The following is a 12,059-nucleotide window of genomic DNA, read 5'->3' on the forward strand; positions in this document are numbered from 1 at the left end:
TCACTATGACGCGTCAAAAAAAATCCCGTAAGGCCAACGACAACGGACAACGCCATTTGCCGGCCAGCGAAATCCGTAAGATCCGTGAGCACAAGGATGAAAGCAAGAAAAAAGGCGCCGGTCTGAAATCAGGTAACCGCAACAGCATGCAGCAAGCCAAGACCGGTCAGGATAGTGCTGGCAGTAAGCAGAAGAAAGATCCGCGCTTAGGCAGTAAAAAACCTATCGCATTGCTACCAGAAACCAGTCTGGAATTGTTACCTGCATCAACAGCGCCAGCCCCGTTACCCAAGGTACAGCTGAAGCCGGCGAAGGCTGAACCGCTAAGCCCTGAGCAGGAGCTGCTGCAACTGGAAAACGATCCTAAGCTGCAACTCTTACTGGAGCGGGTAGAACGCGATGAGCTGTTAACCGGTAAAGATGCCAAGTATTTTAACCGCCAGACCGCCCGCATCAGCGAACTGTTAGCTCTGTTAGGGCTGGATGATGAGCAACCAGACACACCAACTTCAGAGCAGGATGAGGATCCGCTGAGTCGCTTCGAGCGTACTGACTGGCGTAAAGATTTGTTAGGTGATGAGGATCCGGCGTGACCTGGTGGTTAGTATTACTGCTGATTACAGCAGTGTTGATTGTCGCGGGCCTGGCATTTTATGCCGGCAAGCTGCTGTGGTTACTGCAGCAACAGAAACAACAGCAGCAGCTGGCTGAGCAAAAGGCCCGCCAGCAACAGCAGGAAAAGAGAGCGTACCTGCAGGAGAGCATAGTACTGATTAGCCGCGCCATGCTGGAACAACAATGTGAATTCTCCGAGGGTGCCTTAAGGCTATGGGTGTTACTGGACCACTGGCCGGCCGCTGATAAGCCCGATGCTGTAAGCAGTTACCCCGGGATATATCAGATGTATCTGACGGTTAAAGATATGCCAACCCATCAGGCCCGCAAGGATCAGGACAAAAAACTGACCCGGCAGCAGGATAAAGTTCGTCTGACTGCCGAGAAAGATCTGAAAGCACAAATCGAAGACGATTTGCGACTGATTCTGGCACGGTTTCAGCAGGCCTAGTGCCTGCTGCAATGGCCTTATTGCTTGTAAATCTGACCATCCTTCATCACAAAACTCACCTGGCCCATCAGCTGAATATCCTGTAACGGATTGCCAGGCACCGCAATAATATCGGCCAGTTTACCCACCTTAATTGAGCCCAGCTCCTGCTCCATGCCCAGTAAACGCGCGCCTTCAATAGTAGCAGACTGAATTGCTGCCATGGCCGGCATGCCGGCTTCGGTCATATACACAAATTCGCGCCAGTTATCACCATGCGCCCCAACGCCGGCATCGGTGCCAAAGGCAATTTTTACACCTGCTTTATAGGCTTCACTAAAGGTTTGCTGGATCAGGGGCCCGATAGTCGCGGCTTTCGGGCGGACCAAATCCGGGAAAAAGCCGTCTATTTCTGCTTTTTGCTGCACCCATTTGCCAGCACTGATCGTCGGCACATAGTAGGTACCATGCTTTTTCATCAGCGCCATGGTTTCTTTGTCCATAAAGGTGCCGTGCTCAATCGAATCGACGCCGGCTTTAATGGCGCGCTGCATCCCTTCTTTGCCGTGCGCATGCACCGCCACTTTAAAACCGTAGTCGCGTGCGGTGCTGACAATAGCCGCCAGCTCCTCGTCGGTGAATTGCGGATTCATGCCGCTCTTCGCAACGCTCAGTACCCCGCCGGTGGCCGTTACCTTAATCAGATCCGCACCTTCTTTGTAGCGCTGCCGCACCGCTTTACGGGCCTCGTCCGCACCATTAATTACCCCGTCCTTCGGACCCGGATCGCCCTGCAGTAAGTAAGCCAGGCCATTTGTCGGATCGGCATGACCTCCGGTGGTGGCCAGAGATTTACCTGCCGCGAAGATCCGCGGTCCACTGACATAGCCCTGAGCAATGGCTTTGCGTAGCGCCACACTCACCTGATGACTGTCGCCAAGCTCACGTACTGTGGTAAAGCCAGACAGCAGGGTACGCTCAGCGAACACGGCTCCGCGTAATGCAAAATCAGCCTCATTCAGGCGCTGACCCTCACCATAGGAGGTGGCACTCATCTGGGTCGAAAAATGGGTATGCATATCCATCAGCCCCGGCATCACTGTATGCTGGCGTAAATCAATCAAAGTGGCACCCGCTGTTGGCGTTTGGTAGCCACGCTCGACGCCGACAATTTTATTGCCATCAACAATGATGGTGTGCTCGGTCAGCGGCTGGGTATGCTCAGCGGTAATCAGGCGGCCGGCATGAATATAGGTCGTCGCGGCGGCATCAGCCAAGCTGAACGCGGTTAAACAGGCAAGGGTTAGCACGGAGAGTGACGTTTTCATTATTATTATCCTGTGGCAAGTGTTGCTTCACTATCAAACGCGACAGGCTGCCCCGCAATTGGCTTGCGATATCTGACCAGAATTTGCGATAAGCCGCGCTGTCACAGCATTGAACCGCTACCCGGGCAGCTCATCCGAAGATGCCAGCAGATAAGGTTGCCCACCACTGTAGAGTACTGCACGACTACCAGCGCCATCCTGTTGCAGCTGCGCCTGATCTAACAACTGATAATACAGATTTCGGTGTAAACGGGCCGACAGGCCGCGCCATAGCATCAGGTAAGGTAGTTGCTGTCCGCCATGCTGCTGTAACAACAGCGGGTAGTCAGCACAGACCGGAATTTTGTCTTGCAGATTAGTGGTTAACCACAGCTCTGGGCCAGTAGGGCCGCCTTGCCAGTCGCTACTCACTGCGACAAAGGGCGCATCCTCCACCTGGATCCGCACCTTTTCTGCCGGCGTCTGTAAAAAATAATCATCACCCTGGCGGATTAACACTGACGCAAAGAGTTTAATCAGGCCCGGACGGGTAATTTCGCCGTCCTGATACCACCAGCGGCCCTGACTATCAATGCGAAGCGGTAAATCGCCACAAAAAGGCGGATCCCATTGCTCAACCGGAGCCAGTTTGGGTTGCTGTAATTGTTGCTGTAACGAAGTTAAGTCCATGGTTTGCCAGAACAGACTAAATGTTAGTCAAGTATAGCAGGGGGCGCAGCAGGGTTGCAGGCAGAAAAGTGGGGTGACTGATGGGGCTCGAACCCACGACAACCGGAATCACAATCCGGGGCTCTACCAACTGAGCTACAGTCACCACCGCGAAGAGCTATTTTAACCAAAAAGCACACCGGCTACCAAGCGCTTTTTTTAGCTGCTAGCCCCAGTATAGCGGCAAATGCTCACTTGCCAGCCAAAATTGGCGAGATTTTATGATACTATGCCGGTTCGAACCACTTTCACAGGAGTGAACCTATGGAGCAAATTACCGAGTTATTTCAGCAAAACCACGAAGTACTGCTGGGATATTTGCTACAACTTATCGCAGCTATTGTGATTTTCTATGTCGGCCGCATCATCGCCCGTAGTGTGTCTGGGTTGATGGAAAAAGGCTTGTTATCCCGCAAAATAGATAAAGCCGTTGTCTCCTTCCTGTCCAGTATCCTGTATGCGATCCTGATGATCGCCACGGCCTTGATGGCACTGTCACAGATTGGGGTACAAACCACGTCCTTTATTGCCATTTTAGGTGCCGCGGGTCTGGCCGTTGGTTTGGCGCTACAAGGCTCGCTGGCGAACTTTGCTTCCGGCGTACTGATTATTCTGTTCCGGCCATTTAAATCAGGCGACTTTATTGATGCCGGCGGCATTACTGGCACCGTCGATAAGATCGAAATCTTTCAGACCATTATGAAAACGCCGGACAACAAAAGGGTAATAGTGCCGAATGCGAAGATTACCGGCGGCCATATTACCAATTTCTCTGCCGAAAGCACCCGGCGTGTCGATCTGGTGATCGGGATCAGTTACGACTCGGACTTACGCAAAGCCAAAACTATTCTACAGCAGATTATTCAGGACGATCCGCGGGTATTGCCGGAACCGGCGCCAAATATCCGGGTCTCAGAGCTGGCGGACTCCTCGGTCAATATTATTGTCCGGCCCTGGGTAAAAACCGAAGACTACTGGGGCGTGTACTGGGACACGCTGGAAAAAGTGAAATTAACCTTCGACGAGCAAGGTATTGGTATTCCATTCCCGCAAATGGATGTACATATCAAGAAAGACGTAAAGGAAGCTGTATGAAAACATTAACTATCGCGATGCTGGCAGCGCTGGCCGCGACCACTCAGGCGCAGGCTGCCGATAAGAAAGTCTGGACCACCTCGGCAGAGCTTGGCGCTATTACTACTACCGGTAATACCGAAGGTACCTCGATCACCGGTAAGCTGGATGCAAAGCAAGATCTGCGCAAATGGAGCAACCAGTATATTCTGAGTGCATTTTTTAAAGAAGATCAGAAAACCGATGCCGATGGCAACAAGATTAAAGAGCGCTCTGCCGAGCGCTATCTGGTGTCTGCCAAAGGTGCTTATAAGCTGACTGAAGAGCACGATAACTTGTTTGTATTGGGTTCTTACACCGATGATAAGTTTGGTGCCTATACCCGCTACACCACGCTGGCGGCCGGTTATGGTACCCGGCTGTTAAATCTGGAACAGCAGTCACTGGATGTTGAGATCGGTCCCGGTTATTACACCGCTAAACGTGCCAATGATGAAACCGAGAACGGTTTATTGGCCCGTGCTGCTGCATCCTATAAATGGACGCTGAGTGAATCAGCGACCTTTACCCAAACGCTGAGTGTCGAGTACGGTGATGATAATACCCGTACCATTGCCGAAACGGCGCTAAGTGCCCGGATCAACGGTGCCATGCAGATGAAAGCCGCCTTTTTGGTACAAAATGACTCTGATGTACCGGTTGATAAAAAGCGCACTGATACCCAAACCTCTTTAACACTGGTGTATTCGTTCTAATGCTGTCGTAGTCTGCAGCGAGATTTAAAACGGGCGTTAAGCCCGTTTTTTATCACTAGCGCCATACAGTTAGTAAAATTAAGCTATGCTTGATAGCAAAGGGTTCGCAATATCTGTCTGGACAACGCCACACGCTATGAAGCAATTGGACGCTAAACTCAACAAGCTCCGCTATTACCCTCTGTTCGGTGCCTTGATCTACCTGTTATTTGGTGCGCTATGGATCACCTTTAGCGACCAATTACTGTTGACTTTGGCTGACGATCCACAAACGTTGTCCCGTTATCAAAGCTATAAAGGCTATTTTTATATTGCGCTAACCGCCGCACTGGCCTGGCTGCTACTCAAGCAACGCCTGCATTTCTCGCGCTCTCTGACCAAGTCCGAGTATATTCTGGACCAGACCATTGAAAAAGCGGCCGCCGGTATTGCCCATGTCAGCCCCAGCGGTCAGTTCTTGCGCGTTAATCAGGAATTGTGTCGTCTGCTGGGTTACAGCATGGCAGAACTACGGGAACTGAGCTTCCAGCAGTTAACACACCCTATGGATTTAGCCCGTGACCAGGCATTAGTAGAAGAGACCTTAAGTGGCCTGCGTCAGCACTACTCTTTAGAAAAACGCTATTTGCGTAAGGACGGCCAGGTGATCTGGGCCAGATTATCCGTGTCATTAATTGCCGCCACCGATATCTCCGACACTTTTTTTGTGTCTGTTATTCAGGATATTTCGGATGTGAAGTTGGCGCAGCTAAAACTGGAAGAGAGTGAGCTGCGCTTTCGTACCCTGCTCGATAGCATGCCGACGATCTCGGTGCAGGGCTATGATGAAGATGGTACTACCTTGTTCTGGAATAAAGGCAGTGAGCTGGTGTACGGCTACAGCAGCCAGGAAGCCATCGGCCGTAATTTGCTGGATCTGATTATTCCGGAAAAAATGCAGGATGGTGTCAGGGAGGCAGTAAGCCAGATGGCCAGCAGCGGCGAGGCCCGCCATGCTGAAGAGCTGGTATTAAAACGCAAGGACGGCAGCCCGGTTACCGTGTATTCTTCGCATGCAGTGGTGATCTTGCCGGATAAAAAGCCGCAAATCTATTGTATCGACATTGACCTGACCACCTATAAACAGCAGGAAGCCCAGCTGGCGTTTCTGGCACAATATGACCCGCTGACCCACCTGCCGAACCGGCACTTCTTTGCCAATCAATTGGAACAGGCATTGAAAGTCGCTCGCCGTGAGCAGTTACAACTGGCGGTACTGATTCTGGATCTGGATAACTTCAAGAATATCAACGACTCTTACGGCCATAATGTTGGTGATCAGCTACTGAAGCAAGTTGCTGAGAAGCTTAGGATTTGCTGCCGCGATACTGATACCCTGGCCCGTCTGGGCGGTGATGAGTTTGCTATTTTGATCGAACATCTGGAGCAACCGGAAGATGCCGCCCGTTTTGCACAGGAACTGCTGCGCACCATGCAGCAAACCCTGATGTTACCGCCGGATTTGGAGCTTAGTGCGGCTGCCTCAATTGGTATCAGCCTGTTTCCGCAACATCACGACAACGTCGAAGCCCTGCTACAGGGTGCCGACGCGGCTCTTTATAAAGCCAAGGCTGAAGGCCGTAATACTTATTATTATTATAGTGACCAGCTAACCGCCCAAGCCAGACAGCGACTGGTTTTGGAAGGCCGGTTACGTAACGCCATTAAAACCGGGCAATTACATTGTTATTATCAGCCGCAACTGGAGGTGGCAACAGGCAGGATAATAGGTGCAGAGCTGTTGCTACGCTGGCGTGATCCTGAACTGGGCTTTGTCAGCCCGGAAATTTTTATTCCACTGGCTGAAAGCTCGGGCCTTATTCATGCTCTGGGGATCCAGGTATTGCAGCAAGCCTGCGTGCAAGGCAAAGCCTGGCTGGACGAGGGTCTGCCCGCCATAAGCCTGGCGGTCAATGTCTCAGCTCACCAATTTAGCCGCGGCGAACTGGGACAACAAGTTAGAACCTTGTTAGCGGAGACCGGCTTTCCGGCTAAGTTCCTGGAACTGGAGGTGACCGAAAGCGCCCTGATGCAGGACGAGGACAAGGTTATCGAAACTATGCAGCAGTTACGGGCTACCGGCGTCAGATTGGCAATTGACGATTTTGGTACCGGCTATTCCTCCCTCGCATATTTGCAGCGCCTGCCGCTGGATATCCTGAAAGTAGACCGGCGTTTTATCTGCAATATGACCACCAACCCGGATAATCAGCAAATTACCAAGGCAATTATTGAGTTAGGGCATACACTGCGGTTTGAAGTGCTGGCAGAAGGTGTTGAAACCGCTGAGCAACTGGTGATGCTACAACAAATGAGCTGTAACTACTATCAGGGTTACTATTTTAGTAAGCCGGTACCCGCCGAAACCTTCCGCCAGTTACTGGCACAACAACAGGGAGTTGGAGTGCGGGCACACTAATGCCGTCGATCACGGCAAGCTTCAGTGGCCAGCTCAATTTCTATCGTAGTATTCAGTAGTGAAAAGTCGCTGAGTAGCTGCTCAACCTGGCTTTTTAACTGCTGATACTGGCTCAGTTCTTCCAGCTCTACTACCAAATGCGCACTGAGCACATGCTGCTCACCATCCAGCGACCATAGGTGTAAATGATGCACTTCACGCACCTGCGGCTGGGTGAGTAAACGTTGTTCGATCTGCGCCAGTAAGGCGGTATCCGGTACCGCCTGAAAAAACAGTCGCGCCGTGCTGCGTAAATTGCGCAGTACATTAAACAAAATAAATAAGGTAAAGGCGATCGATAACAGCGGATCAATGATTGGCCAGTCGACAAAATGCATCACCAGCGCCGCCAGCAGCACGGCGACCCAGCCCAGCACATCTTCCAGTAAATGCCAGTTCAGTACCCGCTCATTCAGGGTTTTGCCGCCACTGAGTTTATAGGCGGCAAAACCGTTTACGGTTACGCCGAGCACGGCCAGCGCCATCATGCCCTCAGTCAGCGGCATCACCGGCTCACTGAGTCGCGGAATGGCTTCGGCCAGGATCCAGACTGAACCACCAATCAGAATTAAACAATTTAACAAGGCGCCAAATAAACTAAGCCGGCGATAACCGTAGGTGTAATGTGCAGTGGGCGCTTTTTTACCCAGCTTATACAACAGCCAGCCACTGCCCAGCGCCAGACTATCGCCAAGATCATGAATCGCATCAGCCATAATGGCCGTGCTATTAGTCAGCCAGCCGCCAATAAACTCAATAATGGTAAAACCCAGATTCAGAAAAAACGCCCAACCCAGCCGGCTACCGCTATCCTCTGTCGATGCTAAACCATGGCAATGCCGATGAGACCCATGACCGTGCTGACGCTGCGAGTGCGGGTGCTGCGAGTGTGAGTGAGAATGATGATGTGAATGCGGTGTCATAGTGGCGCTTCCTGCTGAGCACTACTCTGACTATAGACACTGACGCTATTGAATAGCAAGCAGAAAAAAGCCCCTGTGGCAGGGGCTTAGTTAACAACCTTAGAACGGGACTATTACACTTACCAGAATGTAAAGACAGTTATCTAAGAAAATCAACGTGTTTACTAATTATCTCAACCTGCCGAGCCCAAAATGTAAAGACGCGCCGAAAACCTCAAAATGACTTTACATTTACCTGCAAGTGGTACGGAAAGATCTACTGACTTTACATTCTCTAAAGGTATACATTAGCATTTTTGGCGATTTTACACTACATTATAACCAAGCAAGCCGCCGGATACACGTATCCGTAGCAATCGCGAAATCAAGTCAAAAGTACCGTTTACCTTCCTAAATTTGTGTTTGAAATGTTTGTACTGACACAAATGATGCTCTATCCGTATAACTTTAAAAAGTAACTTTTACCTTGTTCGATTGTGTGATAAACCATTGTTCTGGTTGACACTGTTGATGGAGGAAAAAATGACAAAATCTGTAACGTGTGACGACTGCGGCACTGACTATCCTGCTGAAGATGGCTACTGCATATACTGCGACGAGACAACGCCACCGAAAGGTTCTCAGTGTGAGTATTGTGAAAACCCTGCTACGGCTTATGCTCAAGACAATCCTGTATGCGATGACCATTTTGAAGACGCATACCCAATAGACTAACTAATTACTATGATTACTGTGCCCTTGAAATAGAGGGCACATGTTTCATTTTATACCGCAGTTGTGTGGTCGCTATTGCCTATTGCTTAAAGGCTTGCATGTCCACAAGATTTGGAGTTTTATCGAAGTATGCTGTGACGATTCTTGCCGCATTGAAAGCATCATGAGTCCGAAATACATCAATCACCCGATAGCCTTCGAATTGTTCGAGAGTGTTCTGGTAATGCCATAAGTCCTCCCGCCCTACTAGTCTAGACATTACCAGCATGAATCGTCTAAACCAGTACTCCAGGTAGTGCTCAGGTATCCTAGACACACTGGTAAAGTTCTCAATATTGTCCAGATAAAACATCGGATTGTCAGAGGAGGTTTTCTTCGCATACCAATACGCTTTTGTGCGAACAGATTCCGCAGCTTCTCCTATACAAGCAATGATTGCCGCTAGGGTCTCTAAATGGGTGAATGATACGTCTTTGTCGAGAGGACTTTTTACAATCCAGGTGAGTTTGAGATATCGATCCAAAACAGCTTCGAACTCATTTTCGGAAAACTCACAATCTAGTAAGCGTTGAAGCTCAACTTTAAAAGCAGAAATGTTTTTCTTGCTGATTGCGCAGATAACTGCCATTAGCTTCTGACTCGACCATTCTGGGCAAGTAGGCACCTTCGCCTCATCGCTAATCAGAAGACGATTGATTGCATCCTTGCCAAGCAATCGAATATCTAACTCACGCAGAGTCAATCCTATGTGCAAGTCGATATCCAGTCGATTGGTTCGAGGGCTCTTTCCTAGCGGAAGTAGAGAAATTATGTCATCTTTCTGCCGGAAAAAGTGGTTACTCTCCGAGTTTGCCAGACACCAAGTCAATACCTGCGGTGAAGCAAATTGGCTCTGAGCGTACCGTTCGGATAGCTGCCGCATAGCAGGCAAAAGTATATTGACCTCATCCTTACTCATTCCGAAAGTTAGGCTCTGTTTCAGGTCAGAATAAATTGCCACCCCATTTCGCGCCGAATCGTCTTTCCAGTGTAATGGGTGAGCATCGCGTAGCTCCAAGCTGAAGTTACGCGATTGCTTCGGTTTCGCAAATCGGTTAAAAATTTTTGGTTCCCACATCCGATAACGGTATAAGGTACAAAGAGCCTTAATTGCATATGAATAATTAAGGCTGTCTTGGACGAGATTCGAAGTAGAACTAGTAAAACTCCTGAATTCATGCCCGGTTAAATCCTTTACTACACGCTTGAGTGCTTTAAGAACGCTCTCTATATTATTGAGCTCGGAACCTCCGGCTAAAGGTCGAATAGTTTCTAAGTGAGCAATCAGCGGTCCTTGACGGACCGCTTTTTTATCAAGTATATCTGGGTTGCCAAGTTCGTACGGTGAGCCGAAAATTTCCCTCTTTTTAGCTACATCAAGAAGATTGTGGACTATGAACTCTGCGTGCCCTCTGCATGCGCCACCTAGCCAACGTCCAGACAACGTCCGAAATTCGAGCTCTTCAAAACTTAATAGTGCATGAGCGCTGAGTGGGTGAGCTGAGTGCTTAAGGTTCTCCTTTAGTACATCAATCCAGATTTCATCGCGTAAGTTAGTCATTGTTTAAATCTCAGGCTGATATACAAGTCAGTGGTAAAGAACTTTCGCGTGAAAGTCCTTCGCTGAGCGACTTATATTCTTCTCCTTTTTCGGAGAGTGCCATGATTTCTCTATGTCGGGCGGCAGCTTGAGTTACTGCCTCACCATAACTCACGCCGGTACTATCGCGCTCCCGTCTCGCCATTTCATTGATAACCTTCTCTTCACCATGCAAAGATGTGGCTTTGACGATGTGGTAAACAGCACTTGTTGAACGAAGTGCCTTTTCAGCACATTTAGTTGACAGCAGTACACTCATAGTTTAACTCCTCATTGATCTGATGATTGCAGGACTAAATGTACAAGTTTCAATATACTAATTCAGGGTAGGCAAAATTAATGACTGCTCTAGATGCTAGTAAACACAAAATTTTGTGTGCATTAGTTTTGGAATAATATCGTAAGCTGATTTGGTATCCACTAGCTTTTTTCAGCCAGGTCGCCTTAGTAGTGGTGACGATCAGTAGGTAGCTGTATTCCTTGTTTGCAGTAAAAATTATCTACCAGCACTACCATCTATACTTTAGCTGCACACGTCGCATATCAGGTGCCTGTTTATATAGATGCTGCGCCCTTTGTGAGGGTCTATGATCCGATTGGGGTGGTAGTGATTTCGCAAATGTTCAGGAGGAATGTTTTGTCGTATGACATAACATGGTGGGTCATCACGAAGAGACAAGGGACGTCGTGCTAGTAATTGCCCCCACTCGGACACAATCATTTTTGCTAGTTCAGTGCACTGCGATAACGATAACATGCTCACTGGAATATCCACCTCTAGAACTGTCGGGATGCCATATTTACGAAGACGAAGGCAGTAGTCCTCACCATTAGGTAGATAACTGAGATTCGCCGCAAGCGACATCAGATATTCACTCCCCTGGATAAGGTAATGCCCACACTCGTCAACAAGAAACTTATCGCTCCCGACAAACCACAGTACGCCATGCTCTGCGTTGCCTCGGTCCGCGAATTGACTAATGACGTATTCTACTTCTTCTTGGGGGATGTCGGAAAAAATGTCTCGAAACATATTGCACAGAAATTCGCTATTCTGCCCAATTAAACCACTCTCGTAATAACTTCTCAGGTTTAACGGACGGCAACCATGAAAGCCTTTAAAATGAGTGTAGTAATTAGTTAAGCTGCGCGTGAGCTCTGGCAATATGTATTCTGAATCAGGAAGCCACGAAACGTTGTCAGACCAACATTCCGGCCGCTTTTGTGCGAGGTAAGTCCGTAGATCTGAAGTAAGAACATGTCCTGCATAATGACGGATACTGGCCAACCAACTTCGACGTTGTCTCCAATCAAATACTCTGTTTGTTTGCTTAAAAGGCCGAGCTTGATCATTTTTTGCCATTTTAACTAACGTC

The 12,059-nt window shown here is 49.1% G+C and carries 10 protein-coding genes and 1 tRNA gene; 5 read left to right on the forward strand and 6 right to left on the reverse strand.

Annotation, left to right across the window (positions count from 1 at the left end):
• Nucleotides 1-5 precede the first annotated feature (5 nt).
• Together yihI and H1D31_RS16080 are read left to right on the forward strand one after the other, a co-directional pair.
• Nucleotides 6-593 carry a Der GTPase-activating protein YihI gene (gene yihI / locus H1D31_RS16075; RefSeq protein ID WP_008950478.1) on the forward strand — a complete coding sequence of 196 codons (588 nt, stop codon included), beginning with the start codon at nt 6-8 and terminating at the stop codon, nt 591-593.
• Nucleotides 590-1,066: a DUF2489 domain-containing protein gene (locus H1D31_RS16080; protein WP_008950477.1), complete on the forward strand. Its 477-nt coding sequence runs from the start codon at nt 590-592 to the stop codon at nt 1,064-1,066. The genes yihI and H1D31_RS16080 overlap by 4 nt, the downstream gene beginning before the upstream one ends.
• Before the next feature lie 17 nt (nt 1,067-1,083).
• Here the strand turns inward: H1D31_RS16080 and H1D31_RS16085 are convergent, their stop codons facing one another.
• The 3 genes from H1D31_RS16085 to H1D31_RS16095 form a co-directional block, all read right to left on the reverse strand.
• Entirely contained in the window at nt 1,084-2,373 is a 1,290-nt protein-coding gene (locus H1D31_RS16085; protein ID WP_065955908.1) for a metal-dependent hydrolase family protein, read from the reverse strand.
• 117 nt (nt 2,374-2,490) lie between these two features.
• Nucleotides 2,491-3,042, reverse strand: coding sequence for a DUF1285 domain-containing protein (locus tag H1D31_RS16090; protein WP_065955907.1), 552 nt, complete (start codon nt 3,040-3,042; stop codon nt 2,491-2,493).
• Between the two features lie 69 nt (nt 3,043-3,111).
• Nucleotides 3,112-3,187 (reverse strand) — tRNA-His (locus H1D31_RS16095).
• Nucleotides 3,188-3,345: 158 nt separating this feature from the next.
• Between H1D31_RS16095 and H1D31_RS16100 the strand changes: the two genes are divergently transcribed.
• The 3 genes from H1D31_RS16100 (at nt 3,346) to H1D31_RS16110 (ending at nt 7,368) form a co-directional block, all read left to right on the forward strand.
• Nucleotides 3,346-4,176 carry a mechanosensitive ion channel domain-containing protein gene (locus H1D31_RS16100; protein ID WP_008950474.1) on the forward strand — a complete coding sequence of 277 codons (831 nt, stop codon included), beginning with the start codon at nt 3,346-3,348 and terminating at the stop codon, nt 4,174-4,176.
• Entirely contained in the window at nt 4,173-4,910 is a 738-nt protein-coding gene (locus H1D31_RS16105; protein WP_065955906.1) for a YdiY family protein, read from the forward strand. The genes H1D31_RS16100 and H1D31_RS16105 overlap by 4 nt, the downstream gene beginning before the upstream one ends.
• A 136-nt stretch (nt 4,911-5,046) precedes the next feature.
• Nucleotides 5,047-7,368, forward strand: a complete 2,322-nt coding sequence (locus H1D31_RS16110) for a putative bifunctional diguanylate cyclase/phosphodiesterase (protein ID WP_065955905.1) — start codon at nt 5,047-5,049, stop codon at nt 7,366-7,368.
• Here the strand turns inward: H1D31_RS16110 and H1D31_RS16115 are convergent.
• The 3 genes from H1D31_RS16115 to H1D31_RS16125 all read right to left on the reverse strand — a co-directional run bounded on the left by H1D31_RS16115 (nt 7,365) and on the right by H1D31_RS16125 (nt 10,942).
• Nucleotides 7,365-8,330 (reverse strand): cation diffusion facilitator family transporter, encoded by a 966-nt coding sequence (locus H1D31_RS16115; protein ID WP_261259864.1) that lies wholly within the window; start codon nt 8,328-8,330, stop codon nt 7,365-7,367. The genes H1D31_RS16110 and H1D31_RS16115 overlap by 4 nt on opposite strands.
• A gap of 793 nt (nt 8,331-9,123) precedes the next feature.
• Nucleotides 9,124-10,644, reverse strand: coding sequence for a hypothetical protein (locus H1D31_RS16120; RefSeq protein ID WP_261259866.1), 1,521 nt, complete (start codon nt 10,642-10,644; stop codon nt 9,124-9,126).
• A gap of 10 nt (nt 10,645-10,654) precedes the next feature.
• Nucleotides 10,655-10,942: a hypothetical protein gene (locus H1D31_RS16125; protein ID WP_261259868.1), complete on the reverse strand. Its 288-nt coding sequence runs from the start codon at nt 10,940-10,942 to the stop codon at nt 10,655-10,657.
• Nucleotides 10,943-12,059: the final 1,117 nt, after the last annotated feature.

The organism is Alishewanella sp. BS5-314, from assembly GCF_025377695.1.
GTDB classification, from domain to species: domain Bacteria; phylum Pseudomonadota; class Gammaproteobacteria; order Enterobacterales; family Alteromonadaceae; genus Alishewanella; species Alishewanella aestuarii.

What these genes read in the sequence shown, in the direction of transcription:
- yihI (WP_008950478.1), top strand. Translation starts at nt 6, where the DNA reads ATGACGCGTCAAAAAAAATCCCGTAAGGCCAACGACAACGGACAACGC.
- H1D31_RS16085 (WP_065955908.1), bottom strand. Translation starts at nt 2,373, where the DNA reads ATGAAAACGTCACTCTCCGTGCTAACCCTTGCCTGTTTAACCGCGTTC.
- H1D31_RS16090 (WP_065955907.1), bottom strand. Translation starts at nt 3,042, where the DNA reads ATGGACTTAACTTCGTTACAGCAACAATTACAGCAACCCAAACTGGCT.
- H1D31_RS16100 (WP_008950474.1), top strand. Translation starts at nt 3,346, where the DNA reads ATGGAGCAAATTACCGAGTTATTTCAGCAAAACCACGAAGTACTGCTG.
- H1D31_RS16105 (WP_065955906.1), top strand. Translation starts at nt 4,173, where the DNA reads ATGAAAACATTAACTATCGCGATGCTGGCAGCGCTGGCCGCGACCACT.
- H1D31_RS16110 (WP_065955905.1), top strand. Translation starts at nt 5,047, where the DNA reads ATGAAGCAATTGGACGCTAAACTCAACAAGCTCCGCTATTACCCTCTG.
- H1D31_RS16115 (WP_261259864.1), bottom strand. Translation starts at nt 8,330, where the DNA reads ATGACACCGCATTCACATCATCATTCTCACTCACACTCGCAGCACCCG.
- H1D31_RS16120 (WP_261259866.1), bottom strand. Translation starts at nt 10,644, where the DNA reads ATGACTAACTTACGCGATGAAATCTGGATTGATGTACTAAAGGAGAAC.
- H1D31_RS16125 (WP_261259868.1), bottom strand. Translation starts at nt 10,942, where the DNA reads ATGAGTGTACTGCTGTCAACTAAATGTGCTGAAAAGGCACTTCGTTCA.